This is a genomic window from Flavobacterium tegetincola DSM 22377, from assembly GCF_000425485.1.
GTDB lineage: Bacteria > Bacteroidota > Bacteroidia > Flavobacteriales > Flavobacteriaceae > Flavobacterium > Flavobacterium tegetincola.
The window spans coordinates 36,794-61,613 of the sequence record NZ_AUDN01000021.1; the positions used below are offsets into that span (position 1 = coordinate 36,794).

At 35.4% G+C, this 24,820-nt stretch carries 21 protein-coding genes; 10 read left to right on the forward strand and 11 right to left on the reverse strand.

Translation table 11 applies throughout. The features are described 5' to 3' along the window. Nucleotides 1–18 precede the first annotated feature (18 nt). On the reverse strand, nucleotides 19–558 hold the full coding sequence (locus H602_RS0104855) for a glutathione peroxidase (RefSeq protein ID WP_425402316.1): 540 nt from the start codon (nucleotides 556–558) through the stop codon (nucleotides 19–21). 247 nt (nucleotides 559–805) lie between these two features. Between H602_RS0104855 and H602_RS0104860 the strand changes: the two genes are divergently transcribed. Beyond that, a complete protein-coding gene (locus H602_RS0104860; RefSeq protein WP_026977007.1) occupies nucleotides 806–1,336 on the forward strand; it encodes an RNA polymerase sigma factor in 531 nt (176 codons plus the stop codon). Then, the gene (locus H602_RS0104865) at nucleotides 1,336–2,124 is read left to right on the forward strand and encodes an anti-sigma factor (RefSeq protein WP_026977008.1); all 789 of its coding nucleotides are present in this window, start codon (nucleotides 1,336–1,338) and stop codon (nucleotides 2,122–2,124) included. The genes H602_RS0104860 and H602_RS0104865 overlap by 1 nt, the downstream gene beginning before the upstream one ends. Before the next feature lie 326 nt (nucleotides 2,125–2,450). On the opposite strand, the gene H602_RS0104870 is transcribed toward H602_RS0104865, so the two are convergent. Then, entirely contained in the window at nucleotides 2,451–5,600 is a 3,150-nt protein-coding gene (locus tag H602_RS0104870) for a cytochrome c biogenesis protein CcsA (protein ID WP_026977009.1), read from the reverse strand. 454 nt (nucleotides 5,601–6,054) lie between these two features. Here H602_RS0104870 and H602_RS0104880 point away from each other — a divergent pair, with 454 nt between their 5' ends. The 5 genes from H602_RS0104880 (at nucleotide 6,055) to H602_RS18205 (ending at nucleotide 11,241) form a co-directional block, all read left to right on the forward strand. Continuing rightward, the gene (locus tag H602_RS0104880; RefSeq protein ID WP_026977010.1) at nucleotides 6,055–6,819 is read left to right on the forward strand and encodes a Rossmann-like and DUF2520 domain-containing protein; all 765 of its coding nucleotides are present in this window, start codon (nucleotides 6,055–6,057) and stop codon (nucleotides 6,817–6,819) included. Beyond that, nucleotides 6,803–7,330 (forward strand): KdsC family phosphatase, encoded by a 528-nt coding sequence (locus tag H602_RS0104885; protein WP_026977011.1) that lies wholly within the window; start codon nucleotides 6,803–6,805, stop codon nucleotides 7,328–7,330. The genes H602_RS0104880 and H602_RS0104885 overlap by 17 nt, the downstream gene beginning before the upstream one ends. Before the next feature lie 298 nt (nucleotides 7,331–7,628). Then, complete coding sequence (locus tag H602_RS0104890) at nucleotides 7,629–8,843, forward strand: RsmB/NOP family class I SAM-dependent RNA methyltransferase (RefSeq protein WP_026977012.1); 1,215 nt, start codon at nucleotides 7,629–7,631, stop codon at nucleotides 8,841–8,843. A gap of 110 nt (nucleotides 8,844–8,953) precedes the next feature. Next, a complete protein-coding gene (locus H602_RS0104895) occupies nucleotides 8,954–10,015 on the forward strand; it encodes an endonuclease (RefSeq protein ID WP_026977013.1) in 1,062 nt (353 codons plus the stop codon). A gap of 131 nt (nucleotides 10,016–10,146) precedes the next feature. Continuing rightward, nucleotides 10,147–11,241: an endonuclease gene (locus tag H602_RS18205; protein WP_051224202.1), complete on the forward strand. Its 1,095-nt coding sequence runs from the start codon at nucleotides 10,147–10,149 to the stop codon at nucleotides 11,239–11,241. Nucleotides 11,242–11,335: 94 nt separating this feature from the next. On the opposite strand, the gene rho is transcribed toward H602_RS18205, so the two are convergent. After that, a complete protein-coding gene (gene rho, locus H602_RS0104905; protein WP_026977014.1) occupies nucleotides 11,336–13,045 on the reverse strand; it encodes a transcription termination factor Rho in 1,710 nt (569 codons plus the stop codon). Nucleotides 13,046–13,231: 186 nt separating this feature from the next. On the opposite strand from rho, the gene H602_RS0104910 reads away from it, so the two are divergent. After that, entirely contained in the window at nucleotides 13,232–13,651 is a 420-nt protein-coding gene (locus H602_RS0104910) for a DUF4293 domain-containing protein (protein ID WP_026977015.1), read from the forward strand. A 425-nt stretch (nucleotides 13,652–14,076) separates the two neighbouring features. Here the strand turns inward: H602_RS0104910 and smpB are convergent, their stop codons facing one another. Further along, the gene (gene smpB / locus H602_RS0104920; RefSeq protein ID WP_026977016.1) at nucleotides 14,077–14,535 is read right to left on the reverse strand and encodes an SsrA-binding protein SmpB; all 459 of its coding nucleotides are present in this window, start codon (nucleotides 14,533–14,535) and stop codon (nucleotides 14,077–14,079) included. Between the two features lie 125 nt (nucleotides 14,536–14,660). Here smpB and H602_RS0104925 point away from each other — a divergent pair, with 125 nt between their 5' ends. Further along, on the forward strand, nucleotides 14,661–14,897 hold the full coding sequence (locus H602_RS0104925) for a VF530 family protein (protein WP_035758952.1): 237 nt from the start codon (nucleotides 14,661–14,663) through the stop codon (nucleotides 14,895–14,897). A 127-nt stretch (nucleotides 14,898–15,024) separates the two neighbouring features. Here H602_RS0104925 and H602_RS0104930 read toward each other — a convergent pair whose 3' ends face one another. From H602_RS0104930 to hpt, 6 genes are all read right to left on the reverse strand, one after another. Next, nucleotides 15,025–15,426: a hypothetical protein gene (locus H602_RS0104930; RefSeq protein WP_026977018.1), complete on the reverse strand. Its 402-nt coding sequence runs from the start codon at nucleotides 15,424–15,426 to the stop codon at nucleotides 15,025–15,027. Between the two features lie 66 nt (nucleotides 15,427–15,492). Further along, entirely contained in the window at nucleotides 15,493–16,341 is an 849-nt protein-coding gene (locus H602_RS0104935) for an aldose 1-epimerase family protein (protein WP_026977019.1), read from the reverse strand. A gap of 68 nt (nucleotides 16,342–16,409) precedes the next feature. Beyond that, nucleotides 16,410–17,417 (reverse strand): GTPase ObgE, encoded by a 1,008-nt coding sequence (gene obgE, locus H602_RS0104940; RefSeq protein ID WP_026977020.1) that lies wholly within the window; start codon nucleotides 17,415–17,417, stop codon nucleotides 16,410–16,412. Nucleotides 17,418–17,502: 85 nt separating this feature from the next. Then, complete coding sequence (locus H602_RS0104945) at nucleotides 17,503–18,777, reverse strand: hemolysin family protein (RefSeq protein WP_084404209.1); 1,275 nt, start codon at nucleotides 18,775–18,777, stop codon at nucleotides 17,503–17,505. 52 nt (nucleotides 18,778–18,829) lie between these two features. Then, the gene (locus tag H602_RS20300; protein WP_026977022.1) at nucleotides 18,830–19,405 is read right to left on the reverse strand and encodes an adenylate kinase; all 576 of its coding nucleotides are present in this window, start codon (nucleotides 19,403–19,405) and stop codon (nucleotides 18,830–18,832) included. Nucleotides 19,406–19,456: 51 nt separating this feature from the next. Further along, a complete protein-coding gene (gene hpt, locus H602_RS20305) occupies nucleotides 19,457–19,987 on the reverse strand; it encodes a hypoxanthine phosphoribosyltransferase (protein WP_026977023.1) in 531 nt (176 codons plus the stop codon). 232 nt (nucleotides 19,988–20,219) lie between these two features. On the opposite strand from hpt, the gene H602_RS0104965 reads away from it, so the two are divergent. Beyond that, nucleotides 20,220–21,110, forward strand: a complete 891-nt coding sequence (locus H602_RS0104965) for a hypothetical protein (RefSeq protein WP_026977024.1) — start codon at nucleotides 20,220–20,222, stop codon at nucleotides 21,108–21,110. Here H602_RS0104965 and H602_RS0104970 read toward each other — a convergent pair. Next, a complete protein-coding gene (locus tag H602_RS0104970) occupies nucleotides 21,084–24,809 on the reverse strand; it encodes a metallophosphoesterase (RefSeq protein ID WP_026977025.1) in 3,726 nt (1,241 codons plus the stop codon). The genes H602_RS0104965 and H602_RS0104970 overlap by 27 nt on opposite strands. Nucleotides 24,810–24,820 lie beyond the last annotated feature (11 nt).

The following is a 24,820-nucleotide window of genomic DNA, read 5'->3' on the forward strand; positions in this document are numbered from 1 at the left end:
CTAAAATCTTAATACTTTTTAAGCTTTAATCCACTCTACAATTTCAGGATCCGTTGGCAATGTTTGTGGTTTAACCACTTTTGCTAAATGACCGTTTTCGTCAATTAAATATTTCTGGAAATTCCACTGTACTTCTGAATCTTCTAAACCGTTTTTACTTTTCTCGGTTAAAAACTGGTAAATTGGCGCCATGTCACTTCCTTTTACAGAAATTTTATCCATCATTGGGAACGTTACTCCGTAATTCTGTTTGCAAAATTCTGCAATTTCCCCACTTGTACCTGGTTCTTGTGAAGCGAAATTGTTGGCTGGAAATCCGACAATTACTAAATTTTTATCTTTGTATTGGTCGTAAATGGTTTGTAAATTTTCATATTGAGGCGTTAAACCACATTTTGAAGCGGTATTGACAATCAAAATTTTCTTGCCTTTCAAGGTTGCAAAATCAAATTCTTTACCCGACAAATCGGTTACTTTGAATTGGTAAATGTCTTGTTTTTCCATTGTTTTTTCAGTTTTAATTGCCGTTTGTTTCTTGTTTTGAGCATTGTTTTCCATACAACTAACTAATGAAAGTGCGGTAAATGCAAGAAGAAATACATTTTTCATTGAATTTTATTTTTGATAAAAGTAAACAAACTAAACACTGTTTTTGTGAAATAAACCTTAAATTTCATCTTCCTCAATAGTTAAAGCACTATGACTAAGTTATAAATTATGAGTTCAATTCATTTTTTTTTGTTGTATTTCTCTAACTTTAAATTATCTTTAAAAAAAGTTTTATGAAACAAACAAACTCAAAATCATGACACAAGAAGAACTCTTGCCTCTCATCTTAAAAAAAGACGACAAGGCTTTCACTCTAATGTATGATATGTATTCTAAAAATCTTTACGGCGTGATTTATAATTTGATCAATGATCGTGAAGAAGCAGAAGATGTATTGCAAGAAGTATTTGTGAAAATCTGGAAAAACATTGAATCCTATAACGAAAGTAAAGGACGTTTTTTTACATGGATTATCAATATTGCTCGTAATACTACCATTGACAAATTACGTTCTAAAGGATTTAACAACAGCAGAAAAAACTTATCTTCCGATAATTTCGTACATCTACTTGATGACAGTAACAAATTGTCTCACATGATTGACAGCATTGGAATTCAAGAATTTGTAAAGAAGTTAAAGCCAAAGTGCATCCAAATTATTAACCTATTATTTTTTAAAGGTTATACCCAACAGGAGGCTTCGGACGAACTTGAAATTCCTTTGGGAACGGTCAAAACGCAAAATAGAAATTGCATTAATGATTTAAGAAACTTTTTACAAGTATGATGGAAGCAAGAGCATATATCGAATCGGGTATTTTAGAACTTTATGTTTTCGGGACGCTAAGCGAATCCGAGACACAAGAAGTGGCCCAAATGGCAGAAAAATATCCTGAAATTCAGGACGAAATTATTTCAATTGAGAAGGCAGTGATTAGTCTTTCTTACAGTATGGCTCCGTATCTTTCGGCAGCTAATTATGATCGTATCAAAGAACAATTGATTGAAAAACATACCACAAAAGTGGTAGCGATGCAACCTAAAAGTAATGCATTCTCCTACATTGGTTGGGCAGCTGCGGTACTTTTAATGGCAGGAATTGGTTGGCAATATACGCAACTCGATGCTGCTCAAAACCAAGTAGCGTTTGTTCGTACTGAAAATGACACGTTGAACAAGGAATTGAATGCGGTGAAACTGACGGAGACGCAAACCAAAAGTTTATTGGCGGTAGTGAGAGATCAGGACAATACGGTAGTAGCACTTGGAGGACAGGCAGTTTCGCCAGAATCTGCTGCAAAAGTATATTGGAATCAAAATACACAGACCGTTTATGTAGACGCTGCTGGATTACCAGAACCGCCGGAAGGATTTGTATACCAAGTGTGGTCGTTAAAACTAGATCCATTGACGCCAACAAGTATTGGATTATTGGATGACTTTAAAGGAAATGATTCACGCCTATTTGCCGTTAGCAATACTTCAGGAGCAGAAGCTTTTGGAATTACGCTGGAACCTGCTGGAGGAAGTGTTTCGCCTAACTTGGAACAACTTTATACTTTAGGTAAAGTTTAGATTTAAAAGCAAGACGTTTTAAAAATAGCGATTAAAACCATTAAGATCTTAAGTAAATTAAGTCTTAATGGTTTTTTTTATGTCATTAATCTTTGTGCGTAAGCTGCTTTTTTTTTGCGTGAGGGGTTGAAGAGGAGCTCTTTATTGCTTTGCAGAAAGTAATCTCTTTTTCTGAGATTGCTTTCTGCAAAGCAATAAAAGCGGGAACGGAAGACCCGACCCTTTTGGGGCACGCCCAAAGTATCCTACTAAAAATAGTTTTAAAATTTGAACATAAAAAAAGGGACTCACTTTAAATGAATCCCTTTAATCTGTATAGTAGCACCTTATTTTTTCATGTAATGTTTTTTGTACTTTGGATAACTTATTGCTCCTAAAAAAGCAATAGCCAAAATAGTTTGCCAAATCCAACTCAACGACTTGGCTTCTCCCGTAGCATACGAGTGCAAACCTACCAAGTGGAAATTTACACCATAATAAGTAAATAAGATGGACACAAATGCCAACATACTCATTACACTAAACACCCATTTTCCTCGTAAACCTGGAACGTATCGCATGTGAATTACAAAAGCATAAACCATGATACTAATTAAAGCCCACGTTTCTTTTGGATCCCATCCCCAGTATCTTCCCCAACTTTCGTTGGCCCATTGTCCACCCAAGAAGTTTCCGATGGTTAGTAAAATCAGACCAATGGTTAATGCCATTTCATTAATGTAGGTGATTTCGCGGATGTTCAATTCCATTCTTTCTTTGTTTTTTTCTGTGGTAAACAAAATCAAAATCAATGAAACGGTTCCTAAAATCATACCTAAAGCAAATGGTCCGTAACTCGCTACAATTACCGCTACGTGAATCATCAACCAGTAGGAATCCAAAACAGGCTGTAACGTTGCGATTTCTGGATCCACCCAATTGGCATAAGCTGCCATTAAAATCATGGAGGTCACAAAAGCGGATGACGCTACAGTTAATTTAGATTTCATGTCAAAAGCTAATCCAAAAAACATGGTTGCCCAAGCTACATAAATAATAGATTCGTAAGCATTACTCCACGGTGCATGTCCAGAAATAAACCATCTTAGAATCAATCCAGCGGTATGTGCCAAGAATAATAAACCGATAAAAATATGCATTCCGTTTACTAAGAACGTGAGCGCTTTATTTTTTTCATTGAAAATCTTCGCGATTACCAATAAAATCATCAAGATGCCGCCAAACATGTAGAGGTAAAATAAGTTCTTAAAAATATTTACTTTATTGTAAAAAATTTCTGAATTGATTTTATCTTCACTTGGAATGACTTTTTCACCGTAACGGCGTTGGTACTTTTGAATACCATCTAGATAAAAATTTGCTTCTTTATAGTCCCCTGTTTCCGTACCATTTGCCAATGATGCCAAATAGATTGGAATAATTTGTTTGGTAAACGTAGAATCCATTCCCTTGATGTTCGATTCGCTTAATTCCGGAAAGGAAACCCACTTATTATTTGCATCTCCTGGGATTGGAAAAATCTTTAAGATACTTCCAAATAAGGCCGAACTTAATAAATTGACTTTTTTGTCGGTTTCTACAAAGTCCTTTTCAAACTTGTTGGGATTGGCTGTTTTATAAGCCGCGTCCAGATATTTAGACAACTTGTAGTTTCCCTTATCATCAAAGAAATTAATAAAAGCCGCCAATTCTTGATCAGCAGGAATACCAATGATCTTCCGAATACTGTCATTTCCTTTGCTCATGTAAATCATCTGTACTTGATACCAAGCACTTGGCAATTGGGTCATGGATAGAAAAACTTGATCAGCATTTAATCCTTTGTACTCATCTTCATGACTTACTTTTCGCAACAATTCAGACGAAAAAGTATTTACCGGTTTCATCCTTCCACCGATATCTTGGATTACTAATTTTCCAAAACGCTCGGCATGTTCATCCGAAACCTTGTATTTTTGAATCAACGAATCAATTACTTTTAAACCGGCAGGTTCTTGCGAATGATTTTGCGCAAAGCCACTCAAACTTAAAAATAAGGCGATAACTGTCAGTTTTGCTTTTTTCATTTTCACTTTTTCTAACTTTCTTTTGATGTCTGCAAATCGAGAATATTTAGTAAACATGATCGCCATCATAGCAAAATAAAGCAATGAATACCCAATATACGTGATCCAAGTTCCCCAGAAATCGTGACTTACAGAAAGAATGGTTCCTTTTTCGTCTTCGTCAAACTGCGCTTGAAAAAAACGATAACCGCGGTAATCCAGTACATGATTCATGTAAATATGATAATCAAACTTTTCCGAGCCATCAATTACTTCCACTTTACTTTCAAAAGAAGAATAACTTTTCTCCGTTCCTGGATATTTTTTTGCAATAAAATCATTCAGTTTCACATCAAATGGCGTGTTGTAAATTTTACTTCCAAAGAATAAAGTAAATTCCAGTTCGCCTACTTTTACAACTTGCGGCACACCCATTTTTCCTTTAGAACCTAAAAGTGTCACCGATTTTTCTTCATTACCTGATTTTACTTTTAGGACCAATGCATCATCGGTACCTATATCTTTATAATCGTTATTGGAAACATATTCTACCTTACCATTCATTGGCATATCTGGAAAAACAAATTGTGCTCCACCAAGGTTATACAGCGATCGCATCATTAGCGGCTGCACTTTATTCATTTCCACTTTACCTTTAAGTTGATCGGCCATTCGCATAAAATCACCTTCAAAAGGGGCTTGAATGGTATGCACTTCACCTTCCGTATTGATATTAATGGCGCCTTGCGTAAATTTATTGAAAGCAAATAATACATTGTGGTAACTCACTACTTCGCCCGATTTCAAGAAATGATCGTGTCGTTCTCCTCCACCCGATTCCACCATTTTTAAATACTGAATACCGTTTTTATCGGCTACAATTTTCTCGGTAGCACCCATAACAAAGTCTTGGTACTCTATTTCGTAATCAATCTTATCAAATTTACTATCTATGGAAAAATCATTATTAGTAGCCGCTGAAAGCAACAGTGGATTTTCATGGGTTTTGCGTTTCATTTCCCCCAAATATTCCCCATCTACCAGAATAGTCAAGAACGTTTTATCAGAGAAAAACTCATTGGACGATTCGCCTTCACGAATGGGCATCATTCCTTCATGACTGATGTAGCGCGTTACAAAAGCACCTACCAAGATAAGAATAAAGGACAAGTGCAAAATTAAAGTTGCCCATTTCTCTTTTTTCCAAAGTTGGTATTTTTTAATGTTTCCAATGAAATTAATCACAAAGAAGAACATAATTGCTTCAAACCACCAGGCATTATAGACCATGATTCGGGCCGTGTCTGTATTGTATTTACTTTCTATAAAAGTTCCGGCTGCCATAGCAACAGAAAAACTGATAAACAAAAGCGCCATTAAACGTGTTGAGAATAAAATCGAACCGATAACCGAAATGATTTTTTTATCCATGGTAGTGGAATTAGTTTTTTATAAGATGGCGCAAAAGTACGTAAAAATGTTAGTATTGCCATTGCAACAAGTCCTTGGTAAATCTTAAAAATTGTATAAAACTTTATACTTTAATACTAAACTTCGTAATGTTGCAGGTCAGCAAATGAATATTTTACACTGCGACATACGATTTACTGACAAATTACTAATTTGGGCGTGCCCCTCCAAAAAAGGTCGGGTCGGGCTTCCGCTCCCGCTTTAATTGCTTTCTGCAAAGCAATTAAGAGCTCCACTAAAATCCCTCACGCAAAAGACTTTCTCTCATGTCCAATCATTTATTTCAATCGAAAATCATATCTAATACCATTCTCAAAAAAAACAGAACACTAGTTCAGTCCTGCTTTTTTACATGCTTTAAGAAAACCCTTACTTTTAAAACCTACCATTCACTTTATTTGAATAAATTTGCAACATGATAACACTAACTTTCATCGGTTACGGAAATGTTGCCCAGCATTTGATTAAGGCATTTCTAAACAATTCAGAAATTAAAGTGCAGCAAGTATTTCTGCGTGATGCTTCAAAAGCGATATATCCTGCCATTGATTTTGAATTTATTTCAGATTGGAACCAGCTTACACCTGCCGATATTTTTATAGTCGCCGTTTCTGACGATTACATTGCTGAAGTATCGAGCCAAATTCCATTAAAGAATCAATTGGTGGTTCATACCTCTGGAAGTGTTGGATTAGACACCGCGAGCGATCAAAACCGACGTGGCGTTTTTTATCCACTCCAAACATTTACTAAAGGCAAAAAAGTAGATTTTAAAGAAATCCCTATCTGTATTGAAACCGAATTTAGTTCCGACTTAGACGTATTGAAAAAGATAGCAAAAGCAATTTCAAATAAAACCCACATCATTAATTCGCAGCAACGCAAAGCACTGCATGTTGCAGCCGTTTTTATAAATAATTTCACCAACCATATGTATCAACTGGGAAGTGAAATTTGTCAAGAAAACCAAATTCCTTTTGCCATACTAGAACCTTTAATAGCTGAAACGGCTGCAAAAGTAACGCATTTATCGCCTTTTGAAGCACAGACCGGTCCAGCCAAAAGAAACGACCAAAAGACCATTAATGCACATATTGATTTTTTAAAATCTGACGCAATCAAGCAATCCATTTATAAATTATTAACTCAATCCATCCAAGAAAATGGCAAAAAGCTATAAAGAAATTTTAAACGACATTACCACTTTTGTTCTTGATATTGACGGTGTTTTGACCGACAGTTCGGTACACGTTTCCCCTACTGGCGAAATGTTACGCATCATGAATATCAGAGACGGATTTGCCATGAAAGCAGCCATTGAAAGCGGTTATAATCTTTGCATTATCTCGGGTGGCTCGAATGAAGGTGTCCGAATTCGACTTCAAAACCTAGGCATTAACGACATTCATTTGGGTTCTTCTGATAAAGTAAAAACGTTTAAGACCTATACTGATTTGTACAAAATCAATCCTGAACACGTTTTATATATGGGAGACGATATCCCGGATTATCACGTCATGCAGTTGGTAGGCTTGCCAACGTGTCCTCAAGATGCTGTTGCTGAAATTAAGGGAATTTCAAAGTATATATCCCATATCAAAGGCGGAAAAGGAGCCGTTCGTGAAGTGATTGAACAAGTCATGAAAGTGCAAGGAAAATGGACTGTTTATTTTGACGGAAAACACGATTAGTTTTCAATAGTACGTTTCAGCTGTAGTTGCCTATAGGATTTGCAGCATGATTTTGCAGTGTAAATAGCAAAATCAGAATTTCTGTTTACTACTGTAAGGTTAAAAAATCTTAGTTTGAAATTACCTCCAAAAGATAAAAAATAGCGTTGCAGGTTCAGTAGGAATCTTCTGAAAACTGTAACTAAATGTGATTGAATAAAGAGAGCAAAATCTGAGATTGAAAACTGCCACTAAATACTGAAATTTTAAACTGCGACGGAAAACTAAAATCAGTACCTTTGCACCTCAAATACAAAGAATGAGATTACACAGAAATTTAGTTTACACAACTATAGATTCATTAAATGCAATTTTTAATGAAGGAGAATATGCAGACAAAGTGGTAGCAAGAGCGCTAAAAAAAGACAAACGTTGGGGAAGCCACGATCGTAAATTTGTAGCAGAAACCATTTACGAAGTCGTGCGTTGGAAAAGATTATATTCAGAAATTGCAGACGTAAAAGAGCCTTTTGATCGTGATGATTTGTGGCGCATTTTTGCGGTTTGGGCAGTTTTAAGAGGTTTTCCAATTCCAGATTGGCGCCAATTGGAAGGAACTCCAGAACGAAAAATCAAAGGTCGTTTTGATGAACTTTCAAAAAACAGAGTTTACAGAGAATCTATTCCAGATTGGATGGATGAATTGGGTGCAAAAGAATTAGGTGAAGAAAAATGGAGCAAGGAAATTGCTGCACAAAATCAACCAGCAAAAGTTATTTTAAGAGTAAACACCTTAAAAACGACTAAAGAAAAATTACGTGCCATTTTAATGGATTTGGATATTGACACTGAATACATCAAAGGACACGACGACGCTTTGGTTTTAAAAGAACGTGCAAACGTATTTTTAACAGAGGCTTTTAAGTTAGGTTATTTTGAAGTCCAAGATGCCAACTCACAATTAGTTGCTGCTTTTCTTGACGTTAAACCAGGAATGAGAGTTGTGGATACGTGTGCTGGTGCAGGTGGAAAAACATTGCACATGGCTTCTTTAATGGAAAACAAAGGCCAACTGATTGCAATGGATTTATACGAAAGCAAACTAAAGCAGTTGAAATTGAGAGCCAAAAGAAATGGCGCTTTCAATATTGAATATAAAATTATTGATTCGACGAAAGTCATTAAGAAATTACAAGAGAAAGCAGACCGCGTTTTAATTGACGCGCCTTGTAGTGGTTTAGGTGTTTTGAAAAGAAATCCTGATGCGAAATGGAAATTACAACCTGAATTCATTGATAACATCAAAAAAGTTCAGGCAGAAGTTTTGGAAAGCTATTCTCGTATTGTAAAACCGGGTGGAAAATTAGTGTATGCGACTTGTTCCGTATTACCATCAGAAAACCAAGAACAAGTTGAAAAGTTTTTAACTACAGAAAACGGGAAGAAATTTACCTTCATCAAAGACCAGAAAATATTAGCTTCAGAATCTGGATATGATGGTTTCTACATGGCACTTTTGGAACGCAAGTCTTAGTACTCAATTTACAAAAAAGGAATTATTTTGCCTAACTATTTAAAATAAGTAGTTTTAACCGCAAAATGATTCCTTTTTTCATTTACTTTTGTTACCCTTAATTACACAATATGAAAAAAAATTACACTTTCTTACTACTTCTTCTTTCGTTAGTAGTACTTGCTCAGGCACCTGCAAATTATTACAACACTGCAACGGGAACTGGCTACACATTAAAAACACAATTAAAAACCATCATTAGTACTGGTGCTATTGACAAAGGTTATGGCGCACTTTGGACCATTTATCCCACTTCTGATGTTCGCGCAGACGGTAAAGTTTGGGATATGTATTCCAGTTGCAATTTAACTTTTGGATCAGATCAAGATACCGGAAGTAGCGGAACTTCACAGTGTCAAAGATTCAACCGTGAGCATTCTTTCCCAAAAAGTTGGTTTGATGATGCTTCGCCAATGCATAATGACGCTTTTCACGTTGTACCTGCAGACAAATATGTGAACGGGATTCGTGGAAATTTTGCTTATGGAATTGTTGGCAACGCAAATTTCACTTCATTAAATGGATCAAAAAGAGGAAATAATGTAGCTCCAGGATCACCAAATGCTACCGTTTTTGAACCAGCTGACGAATTTAAAGGCGATTTTGCACGTATCTACTTTTACATGGCTACTCGTTATCAAGATGCAGTTGTAGGTTGGATTGGAAATGATTCAGACGGAGACTCAATGTTAAATGGAACCAACACGCAAGTTTTTTCGCAGTGGGCTTTAGATATGTTGTATGCATGGCATATTGCGGATCCAGTTAGCACAAAAGAAATTAGCAGAAACAATGCCATATATGGATACCAATCTAATAGAAATCCATTTATAGATCATCCTGAATATGTATTTTCCATTTGGGGCGCTGTATTGTCTACGTCACAACACAATTCACTTGCTACGGTTATGGTTTATCCAAATCCATCTAACAGTCAACGCATCAATATTCAATCTGAAAATGATTTAGATGAAATTCAATTGATCAATGTAAATGGACAGCTTATGCAGCAAATTAAAAAACCTTCAGCCATCAATAAAGTATATACTTTAGAAAATATACCTTCTGGTTTTTACTTCTTAAGATTGACAGAAGACAACCAATCTGTCGTGAAAAAAGTGATCATCAACTAGATTTAAATTTATTTTTAAAACTCAAAACCAACGGTACTCCGTTGGTTTTTTTATACTATTTAATGGACAAATGTTAAATAATTCCAAAATCCTATTTATTCATTTACCTTTGCGGCCCTTAAATTCATTAAATGAAATCAAAAATTACCTTCGTTTTGCTCTTAAATGCTGTAGTTTTATTCGCTCAGCAAGGCGCTCCATCAACTTATTATAACGGTTTTAATTGGAACCAGAGTGCCACTGCATTAAAAAGTGCTTTGAGTACGAAAATTACTTCAACGCACACGAATATTCTAAACTATCAAGAGGCTGAAAACGCGCTTAAAGTCGTCGATTTAGATCCCGATGATACATCCAACAGCAATGTTTTACTACTTTACGGATTTAGTGCATCCATTTGCCCTTCTTCAGCAGGTAATGATAACGACCACAGACGAAGAAATAAAAACAGCGACGGCGGAGGATCTACTTGTGAGTGGAATCGCGAACATACTTATGCAAAATCATTAGGAACACCTAACCTAGGTACGGCTGGCGCTGGAGCAGATGCGCATCATTTGAGAGCATCAGACGTGCAACGAAATGGACAACGTGGTAGTATGAAATTTAGTAGTGGATCTGGTCTTTCCGGTAACCAAGGAGCAACGTGGTATCCTGGTGACGAATGGAAAGGTGACGTTGCGCGAATGATGATGTACATGTACCTGAGATATGGAAATCAGTGCTTGCCAAAAAATGTAGCATCAGGTACGGTGAATTCCTCTGATACTAATATGATTGATTTACTTTTGCAATGGAACGCCGAAGATCCTGTATCACAGTACGAAGACAACAGAAATACATATCTTGGAAACACAGCTAATACGTACGGTCAAGGAAATAGAAATCCATTTATTGACAATCCGTATCTTGCAACCCTTATTTGGGGTGGTCAAGTGGCACAAAATCGTTGGCCAAGTGTTTATCTTGCAACTCCTACGTTTGATTTAGCAGCTAATTTGACTGTTTTTCCAAATCCAACGAACAACCACCGCATTTCTATTTCTACAGAAATTCAATTAGACGAAATTCAATTGATCACTATCAACGGACAAATCATGCAGCAAATTAAAAAACCAGCTGTAATCAATAATAATTATGCTGTAGAAAATATTCCACAAGGTTTTTACTTTTTACGAATTACAGCAGAAAATCAAACGATTGTCAAAAAAGTGATCGTAAACTAAGCACTTTCTCTAATTTACATTCTACGTTAAACATAAAAAAACTCCGATACGAATTGAATCTAGTATCGGAGTTTTTTAATTTATGTAAACTGAATTATCCTTGATTCATTGAAATCAAAAATTCTTCATTATTTCTTGTTTTCTTAAAACGATCATTGATAAAATCCATTGCTTCCACTGGATTCATGTCTGAAAGGTATTTTCGCATTATCCACATGCGTTGTAATGTTTTTTCATCTAAAAGCATGTCATCACGACGGGTGCTTGACGATGTCAAATCAATTGCAGGGAAAATACGTTTGTTGGCAATTTTTCGGTCTAACTGTAATTCCATGTTACCCGTTCCTTTGAATTCTTCAAAGATCACTTCGTCCATTTTAGAACCTGTTTCAGTTAAAGCGGTTGCAATAATACTTAACGAACCACCATTTTCAACATTTCTAGCTGCTCCAAAGAAACGTTTAGGCTTTTGCAATGCATTAGCATCAACTCCACCACTCAATACTTTACCAGAAGCCGGCTGCACTGTATTATAGGCTCTTGCCAAACGCGTAATTGAATCTAGAAGAATTACTACATCATGGCCACATTCTACCAAACGTTTTGCTTTTTCTAAAACAATATTTGCAATCTTCACGTGTTCTTGTGGTTCGCGGTCAAAAGTAGATGCTACTACCTCACCTCGTACACTTCTTTGCATATCGGTAACCTCTTCAGGACGTTCATCAATCAATAAAACAATTAAATATACTTCAGGATGATTGGCTGCAATGGCATTGGCAATTTCCTTTAAAAGCATTGTTTTACCTGTTTTAGGTTGTGCGACAATCATTCCACGTTGTCCTTTTCCAATAGGCGAAAACAGATCGATAATTCTAGTAGAAATCGTACTTTCTTTTTCGGCCAATCTAAATTTTTCATCTGGAAAAACTGGTGTCAAATGCTCAAAAGAAACACGATCACGCACTACTTGTGGATCATGCCCGTTGATTTTTAAAACACGTACTAAAGGAAAAAATTTCTCGCCTTCTTTGGGTGGTCGAACCACTCCTTTAACGGTATCCCCCGTCTTTAAACCAAAAAGTCGGACTTGAGAAGTAGACAAGTAAATATCATCAGGAGACGCTAAATAATTATAATCGGATGATCTTAAAAAACCGTAACCGTCCGGCATCATTTCTAAGACACCTTCGCTTTCAATGATTCCGTCAAATTCAAAATCAGCATCGCGAAAATTATTCTTCTTGTTTTTATGATTATGCACCGGTGCAGGATTTGCATTCGGATTGGTATTTTGTTTTGTATTTACCTTTGCATTGGGATTAATTTTCTGAGCGTGGACCGGCTTTTTTGATGTGCTTTCTTCTACCGGTGCTTCAGCATTTGTACTTGGAGAAGCAGAAGTTTCGTCTTTTTCAACTTCACTTGAAGCCTTTTTTTCAGCCGCTGCATTTACCTTACTTTCGTATTTTGCCTTGTTGAACTTAATTACTTTACGTTCAGGCGCTATTTCAGGTTTATCCTCAACTTCAGGTTCAGTACCCTCTTTTTCAATTGGAGCCTGAGTCAAATCGGGTGCAGCGTCTTGATTTGCGTTAGGAACAATTCGTGCTCTCTTTGCCGTAGCTTCCACTTTTGGAGCAGCAACTTCAGAAACGTCACTCACTTGTGGCGCATTTTGTTTCTCTAAAATTTGCTGAACAAGAAGTTCTTTTTTTACACCTGCTGATTTGATTTTTGCCAATTTGGCGATGTCTTGAAGCTCAGCTAGCTTCATTTGTTTTAATGCAGAAAGTTCAAACATTTAGTTTATTTGAATTAATTAGTACGGGAGTTGTAGTATGATGTTGTTGTGCAAATTTATTTAGCTTGCAAACCCTAAAAGATGAAGTACTTATAGGTTTATACTGCAATATTACGAATAAAATTTTAGCTTACAATAGTATTTCTGAAAAAGAAGATATATTTTTGCGTCAGAATTTTAAAGAAAATGCTACAACGGATTCAAACCATTTACCTTATTTTAGCTGCAGTTGTGACTGGAGTTTTACCTTTTGCATTTCCTTTATGGAAGCAACAGGTAGGAACCACTATCAGCGATTTTTATTTCATGAGTGAAATGATTTACGTAGCTTTGTTTGGATTGAGTACAACGTTATCCGTAGTAAGTATTATCAGTTTTAAGAAGAGACAAAATCAATTTGTAATGGGCAGATTGAATATCATATCAAATTTATTTTTATTAGTGTTATTTGTGTATCGTCTACTAACGGTATCTGGAGAAACTTCGGTTTCTGAGAAAGGTATTGGGATGTTCCTTCCAATTGTTGCTATCGTTTTTTTGGTCTTGGCCAATAAAGCCATCAAGAAGGATGAAGATCTTGTAAAATCTGTGGATCGATTGAGATAAGACTTTTAACTTAGTTTATTAGTGCGAAGAAAAGTCCTGACGAAAGTTGGGACTTTTTTTGTTTCTGACCTTTTTGTTGTGCTACTAATTTGGGTGTTCCCCTACGGGTCGGGCTGTTCGTTCCCGCTTTTATTGCTTTAAAAAAAGCAATAAAGAGCTCCTCTTCCATCCCTAACACGGCAATCGTACCTTTCGAAACTATTTTACCACAACCTACCTAAAAGCGATTGTTTCAATACATTTTGAACTCCGAGGTTTCCTAAAGTTGAAACCACTGAACACTTCAAAATATATATTATTAAAGAGAAAATGAAAATCTAAATTAGTTGTACAACAAAAAAATGCCGAAATAAATTCGGCATGGGAAATTAAAATTCAATTTTTAACTTTGATATTTATGTGGCCTTTGCAGTTAAAATTGCAACCTACTTGTAAATCTTCTTAATCCGATCCAAATCACGTTTGGTATCTTGTTCTTTTAAAGATTCCCGTTTATCGTAGGTCTTTTTACCGCGAGCTAAGGCTATTTCAAGTTTTGCCATTCCCTTTTCATTGGTAAAAAGTTTTAATGGCACAATAGTCAAACCTTTAGATTGCACGCTTTTTGCCAGAGTCTTCAGTTCGCGTTTGTTCAGCAAAAGTTTGCGTTCGCTTCGAGCATTGTGATTGAATTGGTTTCCAAACGCATATTCCTCGATGTACATGTTAATAACAAAAAGTTCATTCGCTTCATTGAATTCGCAAAAACTCTCGGTAATGTTTGCCTTTCCCAATCTAATGGATTTAATTTCGGTTCCGGTCAACACAATTCCAGCGGTATACTTCTCGATTAATTCAAAATCAAAGCGCGCGCGTTTATTTAATATATTTACTGTCTTTAGCATAGGATTGCAAATGTAACAACATTCCTTTAATTCGTCAATACGTTTTGAATTTTGATCTGTTTTTTATTTTAATATTAACTATAATTACGCACTTTTACACCATTAAAAATTTCAACATCCTTATTATGGAAATTCCCAATCCCAAAAACCCGCTTCATGGCATTACTTTACAAAAAATGCTGGAAGTTTTAATTCAGTTTTATGGCTTTGACACCTTGGGCGAATTGATTAAAATTAAATGTTTTACAGACAATCCCAGTTTAAAATCAAGCTTAACTTTTCTTCGAAAAACACCTTGGGCTCGTGAAAAAGTAGAGCAACTGTATTTAATGACCTTGCCTAAGATTACGGGACAAGTTTAAAACTTACTATAACCTCCTATTAAAATTTGTAGGAATGATTCAAACAATCGGTACTCTAACTGTATAAAAAAATTCCCGAACTCATTTCTAAAAATGAGACGGGAATTTCAATGTTAAATAGAGTTAGTTATTGTACCGTTATAGTGTGTTCTATAAAATCTTCGTTAGTTTTTTTGAACTTCACAATGTAAACGCCCGCTTCACTCTTTTTAAACGCATAATTTTGCGTCTTAATTGATTCAACTTCGTCGCAAGCACAAGCATCATATACCGTATTTACTGTGATGATATCTATCAAAGGTTCTACACTTGGGTTTTTATAAAAAGAACTAAAGCTACCACAACTTGCTTTTGTTTTATAGGAAACCTCAAGATTGACGGTCTCATTTACAGCAGCTTCTACAGGACCTGTTACAGCAGTTGTAGATACACCAATAATAACAGGACAAGAGCTAGAATTCGTTTCTTTGATATCACAGTTGGCAAATACAACTGCCATTAATGCGACTAATGAAATTTTCTTAAACATAGTTTTATAGTTTTTGTAATAGATGTGAAATTGTAATAAGGGTTGCTTACTAAATTATATTTTTTTCTAGAAAATCTCAATAGTATACACAGAAGTAAAAATCTCATCGTGATTCAACACTTGAATACCTGCTTTATCTTCTAAATTTTGATTGGTTTTGACTTCATCGGCATGACCATACCAAGGTTCGATACAAATAAACGGCGCATTGACTTTGGTCCAAATACCCAAATCTGGAAAATCTTTAAATTGCACTTTTATAAAATCTATGCCTGATTCTTTGATGAGAATGAATTGGATCTTATGGTCTGTAAAAACCAGCGCATCTTTTTCAAATAGACTAAAATGCAATGGCAATTGCGCTTCAACGACATTCAAAGCTTGTGTATCTTCAGACAATAAATGATTTTCAAGCAAAGAAAAATTCAGATCGTCTTGATGTTCAAAGGTGAGCGAATACTTCTCAAAATTTTCTGCAAGCGCAAAACCAGGATGTCCTCCAATAGAAAAATACATTTTCCCATTAGATGTGTTTTGAACTCTATAATGCACCTCCATTTTATTTCCGATGAGGACGTATTCTATTTGCAATTCAAAATGAAAAGGATATACGTGCAGTGTTTCAGCATCTTCTTTCAATGCAAAAATAATCCTGTCGTCAGATTGCGACTTCACTTCAAATTCTTTTTCTCTTGCAAATCCATGTCGAGGCAAATGGTATTCTTTTCCTTCAAAGAAATACGTATCGTCTTTTAAAGAACCAATTGTAGGAAATAAAACAGGCGATTGTTTGTCCCAAAAAGCAGGATTTCCTTCCCAGATGTATTCTTTACCATTCGATTTTAATGAGACAAGTTCCGCTCCTAAAGTGTCAAAAGTAGCTGCTAAAAATGCGCTTTTAATTTGCACCTTCATAGTTCTAATTCTATTTGACAAAGAAAAGTCAGCAATAACGCTGACTCTTAATTTTATTTTATTGTAATCTATTCTTGCTCTTGGTTCAACATGTCCCAGAGTTTGTCTTTCAATTCAGTCAATCCTTGTTGCGCAACAGATGAAATCAACATATAAGGAATATTTAATTCTTTGTCCAGTTGCAACTTCAGCTCTGCTTTCAATTCGTCGTCCAGCATGTCGCATTTTGAAATCACTAACATTCGCTCTTTGTCCAACATTTCAGGGTTGTACTTTGTCAATTCATTTACAAGAATGTCGTATTCCGCCTTAATGTTTTCCGTATCCACCGGAACTAAAAATAATAGGGTGGAATTCCGCTCAATGTGACGTAAAAAATAATGACCCAATCCTTTACCTTCCGCGGCACCTTCAATAATTCCTGGAATATCTGCAATTACAAACGATTGAAAATCACGATAGGCAACGATTCCTAAATTGGGTTTCAAGGTTGTAAATGGATAATCTGCAATTTTTGGTTTAGCTGAAGTCAACACAGAAAGCAACGTTGATTTTCCTGCATTTGGAAAACCAACTAAGCCTACATCTGCTAACACTTTTAATTCAAGAACGATGTCTTTTTCTTCCGAAGGCAAACCTGGTTGTGCATAACGCGGCGTCTGATTTGTTGAACTTCTAAAGTGCCAGTTTCCTAAACCACCCTTACCACCTTGTGCAATAATTCTTTTTTCGCCTTGTTCCGTAATTTCAAACATAATCTCGTTCGTTTCCTTATCGCGAACTACAGTTCCTAAAGGCACTTCGATAAATTTATCTTCTCCATTGTGTCCGGTACTTCGATCACCACCACCATCTCCACCATGACCACCTTTAATGTGTCGTGCAAATTTTAAGTGAAACAGCGTCCATAAACTTTTATTTCCAACCAAATATACGTGACCACCTCGTCCACCATCTCCTCCATCAGGACCACCCTTTTCAATGAATTTTTCGCGGTGTAAATGCGTTGAGCCTTTCCCTCCTTTTCCGGAAGAAACATATATTTTTACGTAGTCTACAAAATTGCCTTCTGTCATTATATTTTTTTTAACAGTCTAAAGCCTACCACTTCAAGTGCTATTGTATTTCTACCTACTTGAAAATTAGTGCTTTAAACAAAATTTACTCTTTTAGCGTCTTGATCAATACTTTATCAATCTTCACGCCATCCATATCTATCACTTCCAACTCTAAGCCGTTCCAATTTAACTTTTCGCCTTGCTTCGGAATGCGCGAAAGCTCCGTCATAATCAGTCCACTAACCGTTGTTACGTCATAATCATTTATCAATTCATCAAATTCAAAATAGGTTAAAAAGTCGTGTAAGGAATAATGCCCGTCCACTAACCATGTTCCATCTTCTCTTTCAATTAATTGAAAATCTTCTTTATAAAAATCAGAAGCATTTCCAACCAATGCCTCCAAAATATCATTTAATGTTATAATTCCCTGAAAAATACCATATTCATCTGAAACAAAAGCGTAGTGAATGCCACTTTGTTTAAATGTTTCCAAGGCTCTATAAGCTGTAGTTTGCTCCATCATAAACGGCGCTTCTTTAACTATATCACTTAACGTAAATGATTTCTTATTGATATTTGCAAAAATACTTTTAAGATCTACACAACCTACAATGTCATCATAATTTTCTCCATAAACAGGATAAACAGAATGCAATTCCCGCAACATCAGTTCCGTAATGTGTGTTTTATCGGCATTTAATGGCAAAAATATAACTGACTTACGATGGGTCATTAGCGAGTTTATTTTTCGATCTCCGATATGAAAAACACGCTCCACAATGTCCTGCTCAATTTCCTGCACTTCACCACCTTCAGTACCTTCTTTAATTATGGCTTTAATTTCTTCTTCTGTCACTTTACCGTCAGCGGATGGTTTTATCATCAAAACTTTCAAAAGAAATTCAGTTGAAATGGTAAGCAACCAAATGAATGGTGCCGTAACTATTGAAATTACCCGCATCGGGACTGCTACTAATTTAGCAATCTTCTCCGGATGATTTAAACCAATCCTTTTGGGCAACAACTCTCCTAAGACTAAAGAGAAAAAAGTTAATATAACTACGACTAACCCCACAGAAAGTGAATCAGAATAGGGAACTAAAAAATCAAAACGCTCAATGAATAACTTTGCATCTGTAGTGATTTTATCTCCACTAAAAATACCTGTCAAAATTCCAATTAACGTAATTCCAATTTGAACTGTTGACAAGAATTTATTGGGTGCATTAGCTAAATCCAAAGCTACTTTTGCACTGTTATTACCTTTTTTGGCAGCCGTTTCCAGCCTGTTTTTTCGCGCTGAAATCAGAGCAATTTCCGACATGGAGAAAACGCCATTCAGAATTATTAAGAAGAGAACAATGAGTATTTCCATTATTATTTTTAAGGTCTTAGCATTTTGGTTTCATTACCCAAATCTAAAACAACTATATTAAACTATCAATCACAAGACTTAAACGTTCGGTAATTTCATTGATAGAACCAATTCCGTCTACGCTGTGAAATTTATTTTGACCTTTATAATAATCCATTAAAGGTGCTGTTTTCTCGTTATATTCTTGATAACGATTTCTGATCTTTTCCTCATCTTGGTCGTCTGGTCTACCCGAAGTTTTACCGCGTTCCAAAAGTCGTTTTACAAGAATTTCATCGTCTGCTTCAAGTGCTACAGTTGCTGTAATTTTATCATTTTTAGCTGCTAAAAACACATCTAAAGCTTCTGCTTGCGATAGTGTTCTTGGAAAACCGTCGAATAAAAAACCACTTGAATCTGGATTATTATTGCATTCACTTTCAAGCATTTTAATAGTTACCGCGTCAGGAACCAATTCGCCCTTGTCCATAAAAGTTTTCGCTAATAGACCTAAATCTGTATTTCCTTTTATATTGTACCTAAAAATATCTCCCGTAGAAAGATGTGTTAGATTGTATTTTGTTTTTAAAAATTCAGCTTGTGTACCTTTTCCCGCACCCGGCTTTCCAAATAAAACGATATTAATCATTGTGTTGTGGTATGTTGTGTTGTTGTTGTTGTTGTTGAATGTATTTTGAAATTATTCTTTTAACTGGTATACTTCTGGTAAGTTTCTACCTAAACCGTCGTAATCTAATCCAAAACCTACAATAAATTTATTCGGAATTCGAATACCGATATAATCCAATTTAATGTCTTTTTTATATGCTTCTGGCTTGAAAAATAATGTGGCAATTTTAAAATGTTTTACATTTTTTGCTTTCAAAATATCTTTCAGCACCTCAATTGTATTTCCTGTATCCACAATATCTTCTACAACGATGACCGTTTTCCCTGTTAAATCTTGATTCAAACCAATTAGTTCATTGACAGTGTTGGTAGTTTCCATACCTTCATAAGAAGACATTTTAACGAAACTCACTTCACACATGCCTCTATATTGTTTCATCAAATCAGACAAAACCATGAAAGAACCGTTTAAAACACCAATGAAAACGGGCTGTTCATCAAAAAAATCGTCGTCCATTTGTTTCGCCATATTCTTGATTGCGAAGTCAATTTCTTCGGCAGATATAAAAGGAACAAAATGTTTATCGTGAAGTTGTATCATAAGTCGTGTGATTTTAAAATAAACGACAAATTTACAAAGTATTAGCTATTCATACTAAGGTATTTTTATTTTTTTACAAAATTGCATTTTCAGTTAAAAAAATACGACATTAATATTCGGTTAATTATTGAATGCTTCAGAATTAGTACCTTTTCTGCCTAACTATTTAGAGTAGATTGTTAAAATACAAATTGCCTTGCAAAATTATTTATACTTTTATAAAAAAATAAAAATGTTGCCAAAAACACTTCCCTTTTTTCTTAGTTTCTTTATGCTCACATTTTGCAGCAGCACTGTTTCTGATGTTGATTTTAAAGAAATTTTTACAATGCCCAAAAAAATCAAGGAATCATCTGCTGTTGAAGTCGCTTCTAATTCTAAATTAATTTGGACACTTGAAGACAGTGGAAATAAACCCGAATTATTTGGATTAGATTTAGAAGGTAAAATCGTTCAACATATTTCTATCAAAAATGTAAAAAACAACGATTGGGAAGATTTGACTTCTGATAATGAAGGAAACGTATACATTGGCGACTTTGGAAATAATGATAATGAACGTAAAAATTTAGCCATTTATAAAATTTCTACAACAGATTTAACTAAAAACGAGGCAACACCAGTCCGTACTATATCTTTTTATTATCCTGAACAAAAAGCATTTCCACCCAAGAAATCAGAACGGAATTTTGATGTAGAATCTTTTTTTGTGTTCGAAAATAATTTTTATTTGTTTACCAAAAACAGAAGTTCCAAATTTGATGGCACGACTCATTTGTATCGTGTTCCAAATGAATCAGGGAATCATAAAGCCACCTTAATCGCGTCTTTTAAATCCTGTGAGAAATTCAGCAGCTGTGCAATTACGAGTGCTGATATTAGTCCGAATGGAAAGACGGTCGCTTTATTGAGCTCAAATCAAGTTTGGCTTTTTACTGATTTTACCGGAGATTCTTTCTTTAAAGGTACAATGCAAAATATTTCGCTTCCCACATTAACACAAAAAGAAGGCATCTGTTTCATTAATGAAAGTACGCTTTACATCACTGATGAAAAAGACAAACATACGGGAGGAAAATTATACCAACTGAATTTATCAAAATCCAAAGCCCAATCCCACTGAAAATCGACCGCCGTCTTCACCATGAAAATAAGAGACTTTACCGGTAACAACCTTCACGCCGTTTAACCAAATTCCGCCACCAATTGAGTTGTGCCATTTGTTTGAATTCGTTTCGGCAAGCCAAACTCTACCGCTATCATAACCTGCAAATACGCCGTATTGAGCTGGAATCAAACTGTTTTTAAATTTCCCGATTTTATATCTTAAATCTGACGTTATAAAAAACGATTGTTTTCCAGAAAACCGTTGAAAACGAAAAGCTCTCAAATCCGCATCTCCACCAAGTTCTGCCATTTGGTAAAATAAATAATCGTTACTGAACAACATTTTAGCTTTGGCCATAGTACCAAAAACAAGTTGGTCATCCTTCGTGATTTTATGGCTAAATCCTAAAGCCGTTTCAGCATAAGGCACGGTTTTATTAGACTCGTTGAGATTTATTTCATAACCACCTTCAACGTAAAATTTCATTCCCATTGTTGGAATTGAGGCATTGTCGTAATTTTCAAAACCATAACGCACTTGAGCTGCTAGGAAATTTTGTGTATTGAAAACTTCTTCATCAATTGCGAAATTATCCACAATAAAGCGATTTGCAGTTCGGTCCACTTCCACAGACCTGAAATTTAATTTTGCAGAAAAATGAGCGCCAAAATCACCTTGCCAATGAATTGATGGCGCAAAACCCAGCGTTTGCATCTTTATACGATTGTAATTCATTCCTAAATCATCATCCAAATTTTGAGTATCATTTCCAAATCCAAAGAAGTTGGAACTAAAATTAGGAGTTGTAACAATGGCATCCATTTCTAATCGCCAATTATTGATGCTATTTGGAAAAACACCGTTATATTTAAATTCATAACCCTCAGTTGCAAAGTAATAATTCGCCTGTAAATTGTGCTTTTGCGAAAATGGATTTCGTATAAATGAATTCACTTTATAAGTCAAAGAAACGCCCACTTTGACACCGTCATCAGGATTATAACCTACGTCAGGATAACCAGCAAAGGCATTGTACTTTGGTTTTTTATAATCGTATTTATTGAGTTCATAACTGTCACTTACTATTTTGCGGGTTTTATTATCAATTATAAAGACATTGTTTTTAGTCTTATAATCAAATAAGGTTACTCTTTTACCGTTTTCAATTTCATATAAATCATTGTTTGCCCCACCAATAATTTTCAATCGAATGACACCCGATTCCTTTCCTTTCACCTCAAAAACATCGTCGCCTTCCAAGCCGTAAATCCAAATTTGCTTAGTTTCGTTCTTGTCAAAAAGACGCGTATATTGAAATTCTTCACCGTCTTTTTTCAATCTAAAAACTTGTACTTCCGTTTTGCCTTTTGGCAATCGAGTGATGATGAATTTATCTTTTTTATTGGTCCCGACAAGCACTGCTGTACGTTGTAAAACTTTAAAATAATCTTGTGCAAAATCATTCAGTTTTTCTTTCCGAAGTCGTAACGTATTTTTTATTTCTTCAATTGTTGCATCTTGAACTTCTTCGGGTAGAACATCAAAAGCAGTATCAATTACCGCGTCTGTAAGATTTAACTTGATGAAATCAGCTTGTTCCTTCCAAACTTTTGCATCTGCGGTTTTCAAGAATTTTAGGTCCATCGGATACGGCTCCATATTGAACCACTTCACATTTCTAATATCCGAAGCAAATTCCTGCATGTGTCGCAACTCTGGTGCAGTTAAAACTATAGTCAACGCGACACCACCATATTTTGGAAAAGCTTGGTCGCGATCGCGAGGAATCGGCTTGTAAATCACCTTCTCATTTTTTCGAAATTCTCCCCAACGCCATTGGTCAGAGTGACGGTCCCAATCGCCAATTAACATATCAAAAAGACGTGCTCTAATATAGGATGCTTCATCAATTTCGTACTTTTCATCCTTAATCAGATTGGCTAAAACATCATCCGTACTCACAATGTTTTCTGGACTTCCAAAACTTTCGTAGCCTTTAAATTCCTCCATCGGACGCTCTTCAATCATGTACAATTCATCGCCATATTCTGCGTTAAAATCCATCAACGTTTTTTGTTTTGGAACATAAAACAAGATTGGATTGGCGTGACTTACTCCAACGGCTTCTGCTAAATTTCCGACAGCAAAAGGCGTATAAGGATGCGACGAAGTGTAAAAATCCAACAGAAAATCCTCCGTATAGGTATTATTAAATTCATTTTCAATGGATTGATCTTTAAAAGCCAATGCCTGAATAAATCGTGTAGCACTTTTTTTCAAACCTCTCATTACAAATTCTTTACCCGTACTGTCTTCCAATCGCAACGATTTTGATTGATGTCCACCACCCGCTTTTAAAGGTTTGAGCCCGCCAAATAAAGTATCTAAAAGTACTGTTGGAGCTTTAATGTTTTGACTATAAACGTCGCGGTAGTGATTTCCCCAAAGAAATTTATAAAAAGCACTCTTCGAAGTCCGATTTTTTGAATAAATAGATGCCTCTTTAAATTCTGGAACCGATGCATTAAATGTCAAATCCGTTACTTTCTTTTCAGACAAAACTTTATAGCTATACAGAAGTTGCTCCTTTTTTTGATTCACACCATAAAAAGAAACAAAAGCATCCCCATTTTTACCAATTTCTAAAACCGCATAACCGTTCATTCCTGCTGAAAAATCCTTTTCATTAATCGCTCTTGCTGCTTCCAATTTTGAACCCGAACCACTGATAATTTGTTTGACATTATTCTTTTCAATGTACTGCAAATTATGGTCGTGACCGGAAACCACCACCACATTATCATACGATTGAATCAATGCTTTTATGCGATTGGCCAATTCTGAATATTTTTTATTTTGCAAATCTTGTGGACTGATACCACTCGTTTTTCTTAAAAAATTGACCAGCGAACCAATTATTGGTAATGGAATTTTAGATTCTAAAGGAAACAATTGTTTTTCAAGCGAAAACTGACCTCCGTGTGTTCCATTAGTCATTAAAGGATGATGAATTGCAATTACCATCGTTTTTGACTGATTTTTATTAAGTACACTTTCCAGTTCTGTAAAAAACTCTTCGCGCGATTTCACATCGCAACCTTCGTTAATTGTTGGACTATCGTTCCAATCTTCTAAAAACCATTGCGAATCTATTGTAATCAGCTCTAAATTATCAGAAATAGATAATTTATCAATCGCACAACTTTCTCTTGGCATAAAGGACTTTTTTTCTTTAAGTGCTTCATTTATGTAATCCTCTTGCCTTTTTAGTCCTTTCAAACCATTGTTATACCAGTCGTGATTTCCGGGAATAAAAATTGTTTTACCTAAAAAATCCTTAGCTAAATCCAGTTGATTGTCTAACTTTTTCTCCGCTAATTTTCGGTTTTCATCGTCTTTTTTAGGTAAACCATCTGGATAGATATTATCTCCTAAGAAAAGCAACGTACTGTTTTCATCTGCTGATTTTAATTTTTCTTTCAAAAAGCCCAAAGTGTTTTCACCCGCTTCTTTATCTGCATTACCTGCATCTCCAATTAAGTAGAACGTGTGTTGAATTTCGGATTTTTCTGCAGATGAAACTGCAAATTGCTGTGCGTTTTTTCCGTATTTAGGTTCCTTAACGGCACAACTGGACAACGTTAATAGTGTTAACGCGAATATAAATAAAACTTTAAAAAACTTAAAACTATAATTGGAATGAAATAATTTCATAATTTGCGGGA